Source organism: Vibrio mangrovi (assembly GCF_024346955.1).
Taxonomy (GTDB): domain Bacteria; phylum Pseudomonadota; class Gammaproteobacteria; order Enterobacterales; family Vibrionaceae; genus Vibrio; species Vibrio mangrovi.
On record NZ_AP024883.1, the window covers coordinates 2555265 to 2573855 of the forward strand.

The window sequence follows — 18591 nt, forward strand, 5'->3', positions numbered from 1 at the left end:
GGTTCCCCGCGCTTATTCGTTATCCACATCCAGAGCCCGTTTACCTTCGTTCAGATAGTTCTTCAGGTAACCGTCAATAACCCGGGGGTTCTGGCCATCCTGAATAGCAAGGACACCATCCATAATCAGACGCCGGTTCAGCATCTCCTGATCGCGGCGCAAGGCTAATTTATCGGCAATCGGGAAAAAGATCATATTCGCCATCACCGCACCATATAACGTCGTCAACAACGCAACCGCCATTGCCGGACCAATTGATTTCGGGTCATCCATGTTTGACAGCATCGCCACCAAACCAACCAGTGTCCCGATCATTCCCATCGCCGGTGCAACGTCACCATAAGCCCGAAATACGCCTGTTCCGGCTTCGTGCCGCTCTTCTGTCAGTGAAATATCTTTTTGCAGTGCCGAACGCACCACATCTGCATCATGACCGTCAACCAGCAAATCAATTCCTTTCTGCATGAAACTGTTGCTGATTTCCATCTCTTCCAGAGCCAGAAAACCACCTTTCCGGGCTGCATCTGCCATCTCTACGATTCTGGCGATCAAATCTTCCGGCTCATCGGCCTTAAACATGAACGCTTTGGCCGCGATTTTCCCCGCACCAAAAAATTGCCCGAATGTAAACTTCATCATCACAACGCATGTTGAACCACCGACAACGATTAACACGGAGGTGATGTCCACAAACATCATCAGACCACCACCCAGAACCATGGCCATAACGATGAAAGCTAAACCACCTATCAAACCAATCAGTGTAGCTAAATCCACGAAACACTCCTCATGCAACCATTCATTTTTGAGAGTTCTCTGACTCAGGGTATCGGCAACAGCATAAAATCTTTAACTAAATTATGGACTCGCCCAGAAAAAACTTCAGAAAAGCCCTCATAAGTTTATACCGAAAATACACTGAAAAGCATATATGCACCTTTGAATCCTTCTGAAAGCAACAATATTTATGATCTCTGGCAAAACTTATCACCCATGAGAATATAAACAGGTTTCGCCGCAGACATTCACAATTCTGCTGATTCAGGACAAAAAGTGTGTTGTGAGAGTAAATTCTTCCGGTTCTATTTGACCATCTTCACGCCCTGCGGTAACTTTCCTCCATTCCTCCCCTATTGGATGTTATATGGCGAGCAAGAAACCTGAAAATATGTCATATGAGGCAACGATTGAAGAGTTGGATACCTTAGTTAACCAGCTTGAAAACGGCGATTTACCTCTGGATGACGCATTGAAAACATTTGAACGCGGTATCGCACTGGCCCGTTCCGGTCAGGCGAAACTCAATGATGCCGAACAGCGGGTAAAAATACTGCTCAGCGACAGCGATGAGTCAAGCCTGAGTGATTTTGTCGAATCAGATGACAATTCAGAAGTATAAAGATCATATGATAGACAGCCTAAGCGCTTATCAGACGCGGAATAATCAGCAGTTAAATCACTGGCTTGAACAACTTCCCCATCAGAATCAATCCCTGATTGAAGCCATGCGCTACGGATTGTTACTGGGGGGAAAACGAGTTCGTCCCTATCTGGTTTATATCACCGGGCTCATGCTGGGATGTGAACCGGAAGAGCTCGACACACCGGCGTCAGCAATTGAATGTATTCATGCTTATTCGTTGATCCATGACGACTTACCGGCCATGGATGATGACGAACTGCGCCGGGGGCAACCAACCTGCCATATCCGGTTTGACGAAGCCACAGCTATTCTGACCGGAGATGCTTTACAAACACTGGCATTTTCGATTCTCGCAGAAGGTACTCTGGCACAACATGCCGAGCCGTATCGCATCCGGATGATTCAGTCGCTGGCGCAAGCTTCCGGTGCCGCAGGCATGTGTATCGGGCAGGCGCTAGATTTGGATGCAGAACGTCGTCAGGTGACATTAACTGAACTGGAAGAGATCCACCGCAACAAAACCGGTGCGCTGATCCGGTGTGCCATCCGTCTGGGAGCATTATCTGCCGGAGAAAAAGGGCAAGCCTTGCTTCCTTTTCTGGATCGCTACGCTGATGCAATCGGTCTCGCCTTTCAGGTTCAGGATGACATTCTGGATATCGTTGGAGACACACAGACACTGGGGAAACCTCAGGGATCGGATTACAAGCACCACAAAAGTACTTATCCTTCTCTGCTGGGGCTCGACGGTGCAGAGCAGAAAGCGCAGTCTTTACTGGACGAAGCGCTTCAGGCTCTGGCATCAATTCCTTATAATACTGATTTACTTGAACAGTTCGCCCGATATGTCATCGAGCGAAAAAGTTAATAAGATCATAAGCATATAATTATGACCCTTGATATTTCAAAATATCCGACACTGGCATTGGCAAACACGCCTCAAGAGCTGAGAACGCTGCCGAAAGACATGCTGCCGAAATTATGCGAAGAGCTGAGAACCTATCTGCTCAATTCGGTCAGCCAGTCCAGCGGACATCTGGCTTCAGGTCTGGGCACCGTTGAACTGACCGTTGCGTTACACTACGTGTACGACACGCCATTTGATCAGTTGATCTGGGATGTCGGCCATCAGGCATATCCGCATAAGATTCTGACCGGACGACGGGAAGCAATGCCGACAATCCGGCAGAAAGGCGGTCTCCATCCGTTTCCCTGGCGTGAAGAAAGTGAATATGACACCTTATCTGTCGGTCACTCATCTACATCGATCAGTGCCGCGATGGGAATGGCTATCTGTGCCAGTAAGGAAGGAAAATCCAGAAAGGTTGTCAGTGTCATCGGCGACGGTGCGATTACCGCCGGGATGGCTTTTGAAGCGATGAACCACGCCGGTGACGTCCATCCGGATATGCTGGTGATTCTCAATGACAATGAAATGTCGATTTCAGAGAATGTCGGGGCATTGAATAACCATCTGGCACAATTGCTTTCCGGTCATTTTTATACTTCCATCCGTGAAGGCGGAAAAAAAGTTCTCTCCGGTCTGCCTCCGATTAAAGAATTTGCCAAGAAAACCGAAGAACACCTGAAAGGTATGGTCGTTCCCGGAACATTGTTTGAGGAACTCGGCTTTAACTATATCGGTCCGGTTGACGGGCACGATGTGGTCGAACTGGCAAAAACCCTGAAAAACATGCGGGAGCTTAAAGGACCACAATTTCTGCATGTTATGACCAAAAAAGGCAAAGGCTACGAGCAGGCTGAAAAAGATCCGATCGGTTATCATGCCGTTCCCAAGTTCGACCCAAGTCATACATCACTTCCCAAAAGCAGTGGCGAGCATCCGACGTTCTCGAAAGTCTTCGGTGATTTCCTCTGTGATATGGCCGCCAGCGATCCCAAACTTCTGGCGATCACGCCGGCCATGAGAGAAGGTTCCGGGATGGTACGATTCTCAAAAGAGTATCCGGAACAGTACTTTGACGTAGCAATTGCCGAACAGCATGCCGTCACACTGGCAACCGGAATGGCAATCAGTGGTTACCGGCCAATCGTGGCAATCTATTCAACCTTTTTGCAACGGGGCTATGATCAGCTGATTCATGATGTTGCAATCATGGATCTACCGGTGATGTTTGCAATTGACCGGGCCGGCTTGGTCGGCGCCGACGGGCAGACGCATCAGGGCGCGTTCGACCTTAGCTTTCTGCGTTGTATCCCGAACATGGTTGTTATGGCACCCAGTGACGAAAACGAATGTCGGCAGATGCTTTATACCGGACATCAGCATCTCGGCCCAAGTGCAGTCCGCTATCCGAGAGGAACCGGCATTGGCGCTGAAATAAAAACCGAGTTTACTGCACTGGAAATCGGTCGAGGACGGATGCTCAGGCAGGGTAAGAAAGTAGCTATCCTCAACTTTGGTGCTTTATTACCACACGCACTGACCGCCGCAGAAAAACTGGATGCAACGGTTGCAGATATGCGTTTTGTCAAACCGCTGGACGAAACACTGATCCGTGAGCTGGTTCAGCAACATGATGTTCTGGTTACACTGGAAGAAAATGCTATCGCCGGCGGTGCCGGTGCCGGAGTAGTTGAGTTTCTGATGAGAGAAAAGCTAATCAAACCGACGCTCAATCTCGGACTTCCGGATCAGTTCATTCATCAGGGCACACAAGAAGAGTTACACACCGAACTCGGACTGGATGCTGCCGGGATTGAACAGGCAATTCTCGCTTATATCCGGTAATACTTTTCTAATCCCAGAGACAAGAAACTCCCCATCCGGGGAGTTTATTTTTACCGGTCATCAACCTTCACAATATGTCCTGCCAGCCAAATGTACTGATCAATCTCTGCCACACATCATCCAGTGAAGCATGAATCGTCACCGGAGCTCCGGTCAGCGGATGTACAAAACTCAAACGCGATGCATGCAGTAATAAGCGGTGGCAATCATAGTGCTCGCGAAACAGACGATTATGTTTACCGTCACCATGAGTCGTATCACCGATGATAGGATGACTCAGATGGTGCATATGTCTGCGTAGCTGATGTTTGCGTCCCGTCTGAGGTTTCATCTCAATCAATGCATAACGGCTGGTAGGAAAACGTCCGGTTGAATACGGAACCTCCACTCTGGCCAGTGGCTGATAGGCAGTAATTGCCGGTTGAGCCGGTTTATCTGTTTTCGCGAACTTATCAGCGATCTTATCCAGTTCCTCAACCAGCGGATAATCCAGCACCGCAGCTTCTTCAATCCAGCCCCGGATCACAGCATGATAAGTTTTTTCCATCTCATGACTGGCGAACAAAGGCATGACCTGCGCCGCAGTTTCACTGGATAATGCAAACACCAGTACACCGGAAGTCGGCCGATCCAGGCGATGCAAGGGAAACACATGCTGACCGATCTGATCCCGTAACGTCTGCATCACAAACCGGGTTTCATGCTTATCCAGCCAGGAACGGTGAACCAGCATCCCGGCAGGCTTATTGACCGCAACGAGAAACTCGTCCTGATAGATGATCTCAAGCATGGCGGCAAATCTCCTCAATCCTCAGTAATCCGGAAATGACTTCCTGATTTTCCGGAATATCCCGCCAGACTTCGATAAAATACGGTGTCATTTCAAATCCACGCGGAATTTCTGCCAGTTCCTGAATTCGCTGACGCATTTGCGGAATAAAAATCCACTGGAGCCACTGTTCCGGTAACAAAGTATCAATGGCAAAAGGCTGCTGACTGGATAACGCCTGAACTGAAGGTGGTATTTCCTGCCATAGCTGCAGCGTTTGTAAGCACGCTTCAAGCTCACTTAATGATTGGTTTAATTGCTGATATTTTGACATAAAGAAAAAAGACGACTTGAAATCGGCGGATAGAGTACCATGTATTGAAGACAAGCTAAATTATCCCGGCAGTGATTCGGTTATTTCCGGCAGAAACCGTCCGCAACAGAATCAGCCACACAAAAATGAAATTTATGGAAACAATACAAACCCTGACCGATTTACTGAAACAGAGTGACTGTCAATATCAGATCGTTGATCTCGGACGCCGTATTCAGCCCATCGCTCCAGAAACTTTTGCCAGAATAGAACGGGCACAACAACCTTACCCATATCCGGTACAGCGGATTGCCCGGCTGGCAATCGTTTACTGGAATGAAACCAACCAGCCCTGGATTTGGTTTTTACAGTTTGAACTGGATGAAAGAGGTCTGCTGCAACCGGCAGACATCAGTGAGTTTATCCGCTATATGCTTGAAGCGATGGGAACACGCATCAGTCAAAGCCTGAGTGAAGAACAGCAGCAGAAACTCGCCAACAATCCGTATACTTTTACGCCACCGGAAGAAAAAATGGCTGTGTTTCACAGTCAGGTCCGGGCAATGCTCAGATTACCCGCCAGTCAGTATTATGAACATGCCCAGCATTATTTTCAGGGCGGATTGGGCTGGAATAACTGGCAAACCATCGGGCTTCAGGGAATCACAGATATATGTGCCCGGCTGGGGCAGGAGCAGAATGCTCCGGGTATTCTGAAGGCACTGACGCATCTGCCATCAGAACCCAGCTATGCTCTGCTTGGTGCATTAGAACATACTCCATTGACCCGTAAAATTGCCGACAAATTACAGACGATGGCTAACGCTGAAATGCAAAAAGCGGAAGCGGATCTGTTCTTCCTCTCAGCACTGCTCCGGGCCTTATCCGGATCACCGGACAAACAGCTTGATGAAACTGTCACTCAACTGCTGGCACAACCCCAGCTCTGCCACGCAGAAATTCTGATTGGAATTGCAGGGCGAAGCTGGTCAGCACTCTGTCAGCCACATCTGGCCGAGCTGTTTCTGACCCGACTGGCACAAACAGGTAATCAGGCACTGTTCAACCAGTTGTTTGCCGATCTGGTAATGCTCCCCGAACTGCGGATTATTTTACTGCCTTTATTGCATACAACGGCTTCCGGAGAACTTGAGTCAGCATTGTCTGCACTTCAACAGCAAACCAGAGGTCGTTAGGATGCAGGATCTGATCATTATCCTTCTGGTCTGTTTCGGCTGTTTCCTGTTCTGGCAACAACGGCGTCAGGCCGAAATTGCCAGACAAACGATTGAGAAGAAATGTCGCCAGCTAGAACTACAGGTCGTTAGTGTGACATTCAGTCATCGTATCCGTGATGAACAACGTCGCTGGCGCTGGCACACCCGATACACTTTTGAATTTTCATCATTGGGAGACGACTGTTATCAGGGATATCTGGATATGATTGGATTCACACCTGCCAAATTTTTTGTTCCGGTTCACCGGCTGTGAGTTCATATTCGTAAAGAATTTCCGGAGTTTCCGGTGAAACTGAGCGGGAGATAAACCCGAGTTTTCGCATTAAAGCCACTGCCGGCTGATTTTGTGCATTCACGAAAATGCGGATTTTCTTTAATGTGAAACGCAAAGATACGTTTTGAAGGAAGGCTTTCAGGGCTTCAGTGGCATAACCTCTGCCCCAGTAGAGACGATTGAGAATAAACTGAAGCTCTCCCACATCTTTGTCATGCAGATCCAAAGCGAGATGCCCCATATATTCGCGGCACTCATTATCAACCACCGCCATCGCATAGATATTTGAATCGGCTAAAACATGATGAAACTGAGCCCGGGCACTGGACACACTAAACGGCTGTTGATGAAAAAACCGGTTCCCCGGAGAGCATAACAGCGATAAAAAATCAAACTCATATACATCCGTATATGGTAGCAAAAGCATCCTTTGCGTTGCTATTGTCACAATTCATCCTTGTTCAATCCGAACGAATCCTGTGAATTCGTCGCAAGCTTCTATAACGGTTTTTCCAGACTTGCCTTTCTTTATCCTAGATTATATACCCAAGTATATATCCAAACAGTAAATACAGATAATGGAAAGCCCCGACACCGTAAAGGCATCGGGGCTCGGTCTTACACGCAGCATTCCCGCCACAAATAAGAGCTCCCTGCATCATCCATAACGAAGGCTGATTCCTTCAACCTATCCTGCATCGCAATCCCAGCGGTGTCCTGAGTCATCCGTAACGCTGTCTTTCCTGTCCAGCTCACATCACTCATCCTTAAGCGGTTTCCTTCATCATCCTGATGGAATCAACTCACTCTGTTCAGAGATATTGTCTTGCTCTCCCTGCAACAGGCTCCTCGCCTGTTATACGCGTCCTTACGCCGTTCCTAAGCCTTCCCGCCTGAATTACCTAAACCCTGTAATTCATCTTCATTCCCGAAGACATCACTCCCTGATGCTTTTATCCCTGTCGTTCCCTGCCGACCTACTCAATTTACGACGTTTGAATTTTTCCGGCAACACACTGGTCCGCTCACTTTATAAGCAGTTGCATAAGCAATTATCATTATTGTTAAAAATCAATAAGTTAAACTAACAATGAGCTTTTAATCCATCATAAATACCGCTATCTCTCACAGCACTTGTAAGCGATCTCTTACAAATTAATTAGCGCTTTTGTTGCAGTCTCATCCAGCGTAAAATCTCTTCTGATCAGACCACCATTCAAAGGTCTCAGAAAAGGATATTTATGCTGACAAAAGACATATCACAAGAGCTCGAATCTGTGATTTCACAACTGGTCGATGAAGGCAAAGAACCCACAGTTGCATTAGTGAAAGCCCGCTTGAGTACCAAAGTACCGATCCCGGCAATTGTGACCACAATAAAACGCTGGAAGTCATCCAGACAGGTTCCCAAAATCGAAGTTGCCGTTCAGCCTTCAGTTTCTGCAACCGAAGAAAGAATTGCTCAGCTTGAACAGCGAGTTGCCGATCTTTTATCCCGGGTAGAACAGTTAGAAAACCAATCAGGCCAGAAATCATGAAAATATGGGTCGATGCAGATGCCTGCCCGAAAGTCATCCGTGAAATTATCCTCCGTGCTGTTGAACGTACCGGAGTAGAATGTACTTTTGTGGCCAATCACGTAATTCCTCTTCCCCGGCGGGAGAATATCCGCTTTTTACAGGTGCAAAGTGGCTTTGATATTGCTGACAACGAAATTGTACGCCGGATCACTGCCGGAGATCTGGTCATCACTTCAGATATTCCGCTGGCCAGCGAAGTACTGGAACATCAGGCAATGGCACTAAGCCCGCGTGGTGACTGGTTTACTACTGACACAATTAAAGCCCGACTCACCATGCGTGATTTCATGGAAACAATGCGAGCCAGTGGTATTCAGAGCGGAGGACCGCCCGTCATGAGTCAGGCAGAACGACGGGACTTCGCCAACCACCTCGACCGGGAGCTGGCAAAACACCTCCGCGCAACATCAGGGCCAAAATCATGACAGCAGAACTGTCTTCAGCATCCTATTCGCTGGAACCCATTGGTATCATCCATAGCCCTTACAAAGAAAAATTTGCCGTACCGAGACAACCCCGTCTCGTACCGGCGGCAACCGCTCAGATAGAATTACTCGGTGAAGCCAACTGCCCGGAATCAGTCCGTGGTATTGAACAGTTCAGCCATCTGTGGCTACTGTTTCTGTTTGACCAGAACCTGTCGGCCGGCTGGAAACCAACCGTCCGGCCTCCTCGTCTCGGCGGTAATGAACGGGTTGGCGTATTTGCCTCCCGCTCAACTTTTCGTCCGAACGGCATCGGTATGTCAGCCGTCGAATTTCGCGGTATCCGGCAGGAAGGCAAGCAGACATGGCTCGACGTTGGCAGCGTTGATCTGGTTGACGGCACACCAATTATCGATATCAAACCATATCTCCCCTATGCTGACTGTATTGAACAGGCAAGTGGTGGGTATGCCGGCAGCGAGCCGGAACGCTCTGCCGTCCATTTTTGTGATTCTGCCCGGACAACACTGGCAGCACATCCACAAGCACATGAAATCGAAGCGGTGATCACTCAGGTTCTGGCACAGGATCCGCGTCCCGCTTATAAAAAAGACCAGCCGGATAATAAAGAATATGCGGTGAATTTGTTTGATCTGAACGTCAAATTCAGCGTCAGTCAGTCGATCATCACGGTTACCGCAATAGAACGCTTTTGACAAATGAAAATGACTGATATCATTAGCGGCCTAATTTAATGCTCCCCCAGATTATCCGGGGAAGTCGTTGTACAACTTAATGAACGGATACCATCAATGCGTACCAGTAAATATCTTCTTTCAACGCTGAAGGAGACACCAAACGACGCAGAAATCGTCAGTCATCAGCTTATGCTACGGGCCGGAATGATTCGGAAACTTGCTTCCGGTCTTTATACCTGGTTGCCGACCGGGCTGCGTGTACTGCGTAAAGTCGAAAATATTATTCGGGAAGAGATGAACAATGCCGGTGCCGTAGAAACACTGATGCCGGTTGTCCAGCCTTCCGAACTATGGCAGGAAACCGGCCGCTGGGATAAATTCGGCCCGGAACTGCTGCGCATCGCAGACCGCCACGACCGACCGTTTGTACTGGGACCGACACATGAAGAAGTCATTACTGACATGGTCCGTAACGAAGTCAAATCCTATAAACAGCTGCCTCTGAATCTGTATCAGATTCAGATGAAGTTCCGTGATGAAGTTCGTCCCCGTTTCGGTGTGATGCGCTCACGTGAATTCATCATGAAAGACGCTTATTCCTTCCATGTGGATCGGGAAAGTCTGGAAGCAACCTATCAGGATATGCATACCGCTTACTGTAAGATTTTTAATCGTATGGGTCTGGATTTCCGTCCGGTACTGGCCGATTCCGGCGCAATTGGCGGTAGCGGTTCGCAGGAATTCCACGTTCTGGCAGAAAGTGGGGAAGATCTGATTGCCTTCTCAACCGAATCGGATTACGCAGCCAATATCGAAAAAGCAGAAGCACTGGCTCCGGCAACTGCACCAGCAGAACCGACTCAGGAAATGACTCTGGTCGATACACCGAATGCAAAAACGATCGCACAGTTGGTTGAACAGTTTAGTCTGCCGATTGAGAAAACGATTAAAACGCTTTATGTCAAAGCTTCGGATGTTGTTGATGCACCAATTATTGCTCTGCTGGTTCGCGGGGATCACGATCTGAATGAAGTGAAAGCCGAAAACTTACCTGAAGTGGCTGCACCGCTGGAATTTGCTACAGAAGAAGAGATCCGTGCCCTAATTGGTGCCGGTCCTGGTTCTCTGGGACCAGTTGGTCTGAAACTACCATTCATCACCGATCGCTCCGTCGCGGTTATGAGTGATTTTGCCGGTGGTGCCAACATTGATGACAAACACTACTTCGGGATTAACTGGGGTCGTGACGTCGAGCTCGGTCAGGTTGCTGACCTGCGTAATGTTGTTGAAGGTGATCCAAGCCCATGTGGTCAGGGAACACTGCTTCTCAAACGTGGTATTGAAGTAGGTCATATCTTCCAGTTGGGAACGAACTATTCAGAAGCGATGAAAGCCAGTGTTCTCGGTCCGGATGGCAAAAGTGTTACCATGGAAATGGGTTGTTATGGTATCGGATGTACCCGGGTTGTTGCTGCGTCAATTGAGCAGAATAACGACCAGAACGGTATTATCTGGCCGGATGCTATTGCCCCGTTTGAAGTAGTGATTGTGCCAATGAACATGCATAAATCCGAACGGGTACAGGAAGCAGCAGAAAAGCTTTACGCAGATCTGAAAGCTCAGGGAATCGATGTCCTGTTTGATGACCGTAAAGAACGTCCCGGCGTAATGTTTTCCGATATGGAACTGATCGGGATTCCACATATGGTCGTGATCGGTGATCGCAGTATGGATGAAGGCAACTTCGAATATAAAAACCGTCGCTCCGGTGAAAAAACACCCGTGTCGATGGATGAGATCGTTGCACATATTCAGGCACAGCTGACGCGGTAATCAATAGCTTTTTGTCGAAGGGTTGCTCTGGCAACCCTTTTTTATTGCTGTACAGGCTCACCATTCAGGTCATTTAAGCGATGGATATCAGTTCGCTTTGTCATTTCAAGATGACTTAGGTATAACAAAGGAAAATCATTGAGAGGATACAAATTATGAAAGTATACGATTGCTGCGATTTAGTCCGGGAACTGTACGCACAGATCGGTAGTGGTGATCAGGCCTATGTTCCCCAGGCAATCAACTGTGCCCTGCGTGCCCTCGACAATATCGCGTCTGATGTGTCTCTCCCTCAGGAAGTTCGGGAACAGGCCGCCTTTGCCGCAGCTAATCTGCTGATTTCAGATTTTGAGGATAAATAATGAATCTTGCCAATTTTGCCACCATGGATCCAATCCTGTTATTCAGTCTGGTCAACACCAAATTGCGGGATGATTTTGCCGGAGATCTGGACCAGCTTGCGTCTTATTACGATCTGGATAAAGATGCACTAATCGCCCGCCTCGCCTCGGCCGGATTCGAGTTCCTGCCTGAAGTCGGTCAGTTTCGGTAAACCCGTGACGGAAAAGGGCATCATCATTGCCCTTTCCACCGCCAAGCCACCAACACTTTCACTCTGCTGCTTTCTTGCAATTCACCCAATACATCTTATTGTTATATGAGAATGACTTAAGCTTCCCGACACATATGTTGTGAATGTGCCGATGCCTTAGCCTAACTGAAACTTTGCTAACCCTGCCCGGCCCCGGAAGGTTACTTATGTTCATGTCCGAAAAAATAAAATTATCAAGATTCAGTATTAAAATGACGGTAATGTCTCTGTTCATTGTCCTGTCATCTCTGATTATTGCAGTTGCTTTATCGCTGCAATACTACTTCAGCCGCCATCTGGCTCAGGAATCCTCTCATATACTCTTCAGTAGTACCGCACAACGTATCAGTGAGAAAATCAATTCACTCGATGTTGAAAGCGGAGATCTGGCATTGCTGCTTTCTCAATATCCTGGTATTTCGGATAAGGATACCGGTGGAACACAACGCCCAATCACCAATGTGATGGCACAGGCCATGCGCCAGAAACCTTACCTTTATGCGATTTATATCGGCTATCAAAACGGTAATTTCTACGAACTGATTAATCTGGACAGTAGTGAAAACCTGAGAGAAACGCTTCAGGCAACCGCAAGCGATCGCTGGTTAATTGTTCATATTTATGACACGCCATCCGGTCGCCAACGCGAATTTAAATATCTCAACGATCAATTCAGACTGACTCATCAACGCAGTGAGCCCAGCCGTTATTATGCCAATGTTCGTCCCTGGTACAGAGACGCCATGAAAAATAACACACTGATCAAAACCGAACCCTACATTTTTCATAACACTCAGGCGCCGGGAACCACATACGCTAAACGGATCCCGGACAGCAATAATGTCATCGCGGTCGATATTTCACTCGCCACTTTATCCGCCTATTTACATCAGAACCGCCTGCTGGAAAAAAGTAATACATTACTCTTTGATCGAAGCGGTAAGATTTACGCCCATTCGTTTGCGATGAATAGGCACGATGATCTTTCATCAGTCACCAGACTCCCGCTCACGACGCAGGAACAGCAATATCTTGACGGTTTAGGCACCATCAGGGTTTCAAATGAAGAAAACTGGCCGCCGTTTGATTTCTCCTACAGCGGGCAACCTCAGGGATATTCAATTGATCTGCTGAACCTGCTCGCCAGAAAACTGGGATTAACCATCGAGTACAGTAACGGTTACACCTGGACCGAACTCGTCGATCTGTTTCAACAGCAGAAACTGGATATGCTCCACAGTGTTTTTTATACCGCCCAGCGAGAAAAATGGGGGTTGTTTTCCCAGCCTTATCTGAAACTGGCGCCGGTTCTGGTGACCCGCGAAGACCATCAGCCAGTCACCGATCTTGAGCAACTCAACCACGGAAAAACAGTCGCGATCCCTGCCGGATGGGCGTTTGTCGATCTGGTCAGAAATAACTATGCCGATATCAAAGTTCTCGAAGTCAAAGATACACTTGCCGGTTTAAAAGCGGTCAGTGACCATCAGGCGGACGCCGCATTTGATAACTACCGGGTCGTACAATATTTCATTGATCGTTACTCTCTTAAAGGACTGACTCTCCACACCGAACTTAACCAGACAGCCTATCAGCTCGATCAGCAACTCCGCTTTTTAGTCCATCATGAACAACCGGAACTACAGGCTCTGTTAAATAAAGCTATTTTGTCTCTGACCCCAGCTGAGCGGGATAGAATTGAAGCCAAATGGCTGGGCGGAAGTGCTGAGGCCAAAATGCAAAGAGCCATTAGCTCGGGTGTCGTTCCGTCTCCGGCTTTTGTCACTTTAGCGGTTAAAAGTAAGCATAGGGATGCAAGTGCACATGATGTCCTGATTGGTGACGAACCTTATACTCTTTTTGTACACCGTATCGAGTCCCAGCTCAGTACTGATAGCTATGTGGGAATTATGGTACCGACAGCCGTCATTCAGGCACCATATATGGAAAAAGTGAACTATTCCCTGTTAATCACTCTGGGCCTGATCGTCATGCTAACACCAGTTCTGTTTTCCTTTGCCAATATGATTGTGTCTCCGGTGAATCAACTTGCTGAAGAGAATCAGAAAATCAGACAAAGAAAATTCAAAGCGGTAAAACACGTTCCCAGCCATATCCGGGAAATCAATGACCTGTCGCGCTCCATTTCATCAATGGCCGTATCAATTGAAGAATACCAACGCCATCAGGAAGCACTAATCGACTCTTTCATTCAATTGATCGCTCAGGCGATTGACGATAAGTCACCCTACACCGGCGGACACTGTGCCCGAGTTCCGGAACTGGCTATGATGCTGGCAGAATCTGCAGCCAACAGCAAACTTCCGGCCTTTCAGAATTTCAATATCACCGGCGAAGAGCAATGGCGGGAATTCCGGGTCGCCGCCTGGTTACATGATTGCGGGAAAGTCACCACTCCTGAATACATCATTGATAAAGGCAGTAAGCTTGAAACGATTTATAACCGGATTCATGAAATTCGTATGCGTTTTGAAGTGTTATGGCGAGATGCAGAAATTGCCTTCTGGCAAGGTCTGGCTTCCGGAGAATCCCGTCCGACGCTAGAAGCTATTCTTTCTGAACGCCACCGGCAACTAAGCGACGATTTTGCCTTTATTGCTCATTGCAATATCGGTTCTGATTTTATGGATGATGAAAAGGTCGCCCGTATCGGGCAAATTGCACAGCAAACCTGGACACGCCATCTGGATAAGCGTCTCGGTCTGTCACCACAAGAAGCGAAGCACGTCGCCTCTATCGCCGATCAGTCCGTTCCGGCGCAAGAAGCCCTGCTTGCTGATTTAGCCGAGCATATTATTCCCTGGACACGCTCTCCACAGGATAAAGTCGCCGATGATATGCAGATGGAAATTCCTGAACATCAGTCGAATCTTGGAGAAATTTATAACCTGAGTATTCGTAAAGGAACACTCACTGAAGAAGACCGCTACCGGATCAATGAGCACATCATTGCGACCATCCAGATGCTAAACGCCCTGCCTCTTCCGGAAGAACTGGCCCGCATACCGGAAATTGCCGGAGGACACCATGAAAAACTCGACGGCACCGGCTATCCGAAACGCCTTTCAGCCAAAGAGTTATCAATTGAAGCCAGAATATTGGCCATTGCCGATGTATTTGAAGCACTCACAGCTTCCGACAGACCTTACAAAGAGGCAAAAACACTGGCACAGGCCATCGATATCATGGCAAAAATGACTCAGGAGCAACACCTCGACAGCGATCTGTTCCAGCTTCTGCTTTCCAGCAATATCTATCAACAGTATGCATCCCGCTTTCTGGATAAAGCACAGTGTGATGAAGTCAATATCGAAAAATATCTTTTGAGGAAATAAAAAACAAGAGAGGTTAATTCAGGGGGAAAATAATCAAAGATCAATCAGATAACTATATGAACTGAAAAATAACATCGATGGCTCGAACAGCAGTAACCATTAAAGTTCGAACTGTTTGTCGAATGCTCGCTTATCGAGAATTTCTTCGATTTTTTTTCTGGTTTCATGAACAGATCTAGTTTTATTCTCATCTGATTGCGTTTCATTTTTCTCAGGTGATTTTTTTTGCTTCTTACTCATTTTATCTCTCATTTCGTTAGTTTCAGGGAACCATATGACACAGTAGAAAATTACAATGAACAGATATACTTCCGTCGGTTATTATTAAATATTCCTATACAGTAAGAATCTATTCTGGTTGTTTCCTGGCAATACGCTGATTTCTCTGAGATGCGTTGTCACGCAATATATGATACCAATATCGCTGGCGGGAAGTTCTTCGGGGCATGATATTCCTGAATGGTGTTTGTCATGAATTGTAGGTGAGGAGGAAAGATAAGAAAAATGGTGTGATGGAAATCCACCACACCAGAGAATTCTTAGATAGCGACAACGTTTGAAGCCTGAGGACCTTTTTTACCCTGCTCAACTTCAAAGCTGACTTTCTGTCCTTCAGCAAGGGTTTTAAAACCATCAGATACGATAGAATTAAAGTGAACAAATACGTCAGCGCCACCGTTATCCTGAGTAATGAAACCAAAGCCTTTTGTTTCGTTAAACCACTTAACTAAACCAGTCATTTTATTAGACATAGAAACCTCTACATAAATTGAAAAAATAAAAATGCTATGAACAAAAGCTATTGTAGGATTATGAAGAGAAGCTATCGCAGGATCTAGACGACGGGTATCGAAATTTAACTGAGAAAATACTTTTACTTAATGTTTCACTAATAGCTCATTTGTCAGAGCTGTCAGGCACTATACACCTTGTTTGGAAAATAACCAGACTTATTTTCACTTTTCCCATAAATATTTTTTGCTAAGAACCAGCAGGTAGTGATATCCGGAAAAAGCAACCATTCAAATGGTTCAGTATGACGCCTGATAAGCATTGTTCAAGGATGACCAATCACAATCAGCATCGACAAAATGTGACTCTTTGTTCACACAAAGAGTCACTGAATTTATCTGGTTATATATGAAGAAATCACAGGCGCAGTTGAGCACTCCATAATCACAAGACAGAATGCCACACATTACATTTGTGTCTTTCACTGAAATCAGTGGTGTAACCTGATTTCCCCGGATTCAGGTCAATGATGTTTGCATCGTTACCATCATATTTTTTCCATTTGAAGAGATCATCGGCATTCGGCGTCCCGGTTCTGGCAAAGTTTGCCCAATAACTCTGGATTTTATCCGACAATACCATCTGTGCCGGAGACAAATCCTGCGGACCGGCAAGATCAAACTGAGTCTGGAACACATAAACAATATCTGACGCATGATAGGCACCAAAGTCGCCCACGGCAGGTAATGGTTTCAGAACCACAGGAGCATTCTGATCGCTAAACTCGTAAGCATAAACATCCACTTTTTTGCCCAACGCACGATTCGCTTCATAAGCAGGGCAGGCAAACATATAGTCGGTCATCATCTGAGCATATTGTTTTGCCGGTGTTGCATAATCCTCTTTAGGATAGGCTTTCATCACCGCATCAATATTTTCCTCCCCGATCTGCAACATGGTATTTCGTTTGGCATCGTCATAGGTTTCCAGTCGGTGAGCCAACGCCATGAAATACGCAAATAGATTACCTTCATCCGAATTCGTACCATTAATGATTGCGACATGGTTAAATTCATTCGATGCAAAAGCATCCCGGGCTTTCTTCGGTACAATCGCTGTACCGTAAACTGGTCCCCATTCAGTCGCGGATGCTTTTTCATCCACACCACTGGTGACTACAGCTTTCAGTACCGGCACCTTTTGCAGACAATTCAGTAACGATTTATCCTGCATCGTACATCCCAGATTAGCCGCATATTTTTCACCATGTTGATCCGCTTCGGTACGTGAAATAATAAAATGGTCGTTCACAAACGGGCCGCTTTGCAGAATCGCTTTATTGAACAGATTGGCAGAACTTGGCGTGATAATTTGCATACCTGTCGATGCACCACCGGCTGACTCACCAAAAATGGTGATATTGTCAGGGTCTCCGCCAAAAGCCTGAATATTCTCTTTTACCCATTTTAACGCCAGTTGCTGATCGAGCAGACCGAAGTTGCCGGAATCACCACCAAATGCAGGGTGGGATAAATATCCAAGAGGTCCTAAGCGATAGTTGAAAGTAACAGAAACCAGATTGTGTTTAATGGTTAACTGGCTGGGATCAAACTGATTCCCGAAGCCGGTAATATGACCGCCACCATGAATCCAGACCATAACCGGAAGATTTTTATGGTCATCATTCGGTTTATAAACATTCAGATAAAGACAGTCTTCACTGCCGACAATTTTCGAGGTATCTGTGGAGAACAAAGAGGTTGGCTGGGCACATTTTGCCCCGAATTCAGTTGCGTCGAAATTCTCAACATAGTCGGCTTTTTGCGGCGCTTTCCAGCGTAGCTGACCCACGGGAGGCTTGGCGAAAGGAATGCCGCGATACTGAATCATATCCGGGAAAACTTTGCCATTAAAGGTCCCGGCTGGGGCTTTGACCGGTGCACCGATCGCAAATTTAGAGAAGAGCACACACATCACCATGACGGCATACCGTTTCATCATGCCTGGCATAGAAACTCCTTTATCTTGAAATTATTCAGAAAGTGAGCATCATCATCGCATGCCAGACCATCAACACTTTTGATCTGAATCCCGTAGGGTGAATCAAATCTCACTGATTTCACTTAAAAAATAAATATGCTGAATTCAACAACTACCATTGATACATCAATGAGACTAACTCTCTGCTTCAGCCTAACAAGTTTCCCTTAATTCCTTTATAAATCGCCAGCATTCGATCATGAGCCGGTTTATGTTCAGCAAAGAATGCCAGACAAACCAGAGCACTGTCCTGATAACCATCCGGCAGGTCGACTTTCAGATCACTGGCAATCCGACGGGCATAATTCAACTGTTTCTCCGTCGGCAATTTGAGCTCGTCGGGAATCGCGGATTGAATTGCATCAGTAAACTGCTCAGAAAACTGTGGCCATTCATTGAGATCCAGCGTCGTTGTTTCGGTTAATGATGCGAATTTTTGTTGCTCAGGGGTGAGCTGATAGAAAAAGGTGATTTGACCGACGGAAAATTGCACTTTGTCCATTGGGAGCCTTATCTGACGTGTTTTATGCTTTTTAAGCATCATATCAGCAGGTCTGAAAATATGC

20 protein-coding genes are annotated in these 18591 nt (G+C 46.8%); 12 read left to right on the forward strand and 8 right to left on the reverse strand.

Annotated elements, in window-relative coordinates:
- Positions 1-12 precede the first annotated feature (12 nt).
- Positions 13-777 carry a flagellar motor protein PomA gene (gene pomA / locus OCU74_RS11395; protein WP_087479843.1) on the reverse strand — a complete coding sequence of 255 codons (765 nt, stop codon included), beginning with the start codon at positions 775-777 and terminating at the stop codon, positions 13-15.
- 367 nt (positions 778-1144) lie between these two features.
- Here pomA and xseB point away from each other — a divergent pair, with 367 nt between their 5' ends.
- The 3 genes from xseB to dxs are packed head-to-tail and all read left to right on the forward strand — an operon-like array spanning position 1145 to position 4175.
- On the forward strand, positions 1145-1399 hold the full coding sequence (gene xseB / locus OCU74_RS11400; RefSeq protein WP_087479844.1) for an exodeoxyribonuclease VII small subunit: 255 nt from the start codon (positions 1145-1147) through the stop codon (positions 1397-1399).
- Between the two features lie 7 nt (positions 1400-1406).
- On the forward strand, positions 1407-2291 hold the full coding sequence (gene ispA, locus OCU74_RS11405) for a (2E,6E)-farnesyl diphosphate synthase (RefSeq protein ID WP_087480126.1): 885 nt from the start codon (positions 1407-1409) through the stop codon (positions 2289-2291).
- A gap of 21 nt (positions 2292-2312) precedes the next feature.
- Complete coding sequence (gene dxs / locus OCU74_RS11410) at positions 2313-4175, forward strand: 1-deoxy-D-xylulose-5-phosphate synthase (RefSeq protein WP_087479845.1); 1863 nt, start codon at positions 2313-2315, stop codon at positions 4173-4175.
- A 67-nt stretch (positions 4176-4242) separates the two neighbouring features.
- Here dxs and truC read toward each other — a convergent pair whose 3' ends face one another.
- Together truC and OCU74_RS11420 are read right to left on the reverse strand one after the other, a co-directional pair.
- The gene (gene truC, locus OCU74_RS11415) at positions 4243-4965 is read right to left on the reverse strand and encodes a tRNA pseudouridine(65) synthase TruC (RefSeq protein ID WP_087479846.1); all 723 of its coding nucleotides are present in this window, start codon (positions 4963-4965) and stop codon (positions 4243-4245) included.
- Positions 4958-5278: a YqcC family protein gene (locus OCU74_RS11420; RefSeq protein WP_087479847.1), complete on the reverse strand. Its 321-nt coding sequence runs from the start codon at positions 5276-5278 to the stop codon at positions 4958-4960. Before OCU74_RS11420 ends, truC begins: the two co-directional genes overlap by 8 nt.
- Before the next feature lie 134 nt (positions 5279-5412).
- Between OCU74_RS11420 and OCU74_RS11425 the strand changes: the two genes are divergently transcribed.
- Positions 5413-6453, forward strand: a complete 1041-nt coding sequence (locus OCU74_RS11425; RefSeq protein WP_087480127.1) for a DUF3549 family protein — start codon at positions 5413-5415, stop codon at positions 6451-6453.
- A gap of 1 nt (position 6454) precedes the next feature.
- Entirely contained in the window at positions 6455-6748 is a 294-nt protein-coding gene (locus OCU74_RS11430) for a DUF3301 domain-containing protein (RefSeq protein ID WP_087479848.1), read from the forward strand.
- Here the strand turns inward: OCU74_RS11430 and OCU74_RS11435 are convergent.
- Positions 6708-7217 (reverse strand): GNAT family N-acetyltransferase, encoded by a 510-nt coding sequence (locus OCU74_RS11435; RefSeq protein ID WP_143693123.1) that lies wholly within the window; start codon positions 7215-7217, stop codon positions 6708-6710. The genes OCU74_RS11430 and OCU74_RS11435 overlap by 41 nt on opposite strands.
- A 793-nt stretch (positions 7218-8010) precedes the next feature.
- Here OCU74_RS11435 and OCU74_RS11440 point away from each other — a divergent pair.
- From OCU74_RS11440 to OCU74_RS11470, 7 genes are all read left to right on the forward strand, one after another.
- The gene (locus tag OCU74_RS11440) at positions 8011-8307 is read left to right on the forward strand and encodes a hypothetical protein (RefSeq protein WP_087479850.1); all 297 of its coding nucleotides are present in this window, start codon (positions 8011-8013) and stop codon (positions 8305-8307) included.
- Positions 8304-8774: a YaiI/YqxD family protein gene (locus OCU74_RS11445; protein WP_087479851.1), complete on the forward strand. Its 471-nt coding sequence runs from the start codon at positions 8304-8306 to the stop codon at positions 8772-8774. Before OCU74_RS11440 ends, OCU74_RS11445 begins: the two co-directional genes overlap by 4 nt.
- Positions 8771-9490 (forward strand): tRNA (N6-threonylcarbamoyladenosine(37)-N6)-methyltransferase TrmO, encoded by a 720-nt coding sequence (gene tsaA, locus OCU74_RS11450; RefSeq protein ID WP_087479852.1) that lies wholly within the window; start codon positions 8771-8773, stop codon positions 9488-9490. Before OCU74_RS11445 ends, tsaA begins: the two co-directional genes overlap by 4 nt.
- A gap of 96 nt (positions 9491-9586) precedes the next feature.
- On the forward strand, positions 9587-11305 hold the full coding sequence (locus OCU74_RS11455; protein WP_087479853.1) for a proline--tRNA ligase: 1719 nt from the start codon (positions 9587-9589) through the stop codon (positions 11303-11305).
- 155 nt (positions 11306-11460) lie between these two features.
- Positions 11461-11667 carry a YaeP family protein gene (locus OCU74_RS11460; RefSeq protein ID WP_087479854.1) on the forward strand — a complete coding sequence of 69 codons (207 nt, stop codon included), beginning with the start codon at positions 11461-11463 and terminating at the stop codon, positions 11665-11667.
- A complete protein-coding gene (locus OCU74_RS11465) occupies positions 11667-11858 on the forward strand; it encodes a DUF4250 domain-containing protein (RefSeq protein WP_087479855.1) in 192 nt (63 codons plus the stop codon). The genes OCU74_RS11460 and OCU74_RS11465 overlap by 1 nt, the downstream gene beginning before the upstream one ends.
- Positions 11859-12070: 212 nt before the next feature.
- Positions 12071-15253, forward strand: coding sequence for an HD domain-containing phosphohydrolase (locus OCU74_RS11470; protein ID WP_159457388.1), 3183 nt, complete (start codon positions 12071-12073; stop codon positions 15251-15253).
- A gap of 99 nt (positions 15254-15352) precedes the next feature.
- Here the strand turns inward: OCU74_RS11470 and OCU74_RS11475 are convergent, their stop codons facing one another.
- The 4 genes from OCU74_RS11475 to OCU74_RS11490 form a co-directional block, all read right to left on the reverse strand.
- A complete protein-coding gene (locus tag OCU74_RS11475) occupies positions 15353-15493 on the reverse strand; it encodes an adenosine deaminase (protein ID WP_234993536.1) in 141 nt (46 codons plus the stop codon).
- 299 nt (positions 15494-15792) lie between these two features.
- Positions 15793-16005 carry a transcription antiterminator/RNA stability regulator CspE gene (cspE, locus tag OCU74_RS11480; protein WP_087479857.1) on the reverse strand — a complete coding sequence of 71 codons (213 nt, stop codon included), beginning with the start codon at positions 16003-16005 and terminating at the stop codon, positions 15793-15795.
- 424 nt (positions 16006-16429) lie between these two features.
- On the reverse strand, positions 16430-17995 hold the full coding sequence (locus tag OCU74_RS11485) for a carboxylesterase/lipase family protein (protein WP_087479858.1): 1566 nt from the start codon (positions 17993-17995) through the stop codon (positions 16430-16432).
- Between the two features lie 178 nt (positions 17996-18173).
- Positions 18174-18527, reverse strand: coding sequence for a hypothetical protein (locus tag OCU74_RS11490; protein WP_087480128.1), 354 nt, complete (start codon positions 18525-18527; stop codon positions 18174-18176).
- Positions 18528-18591: the final 64 nt, after the last annotated feature.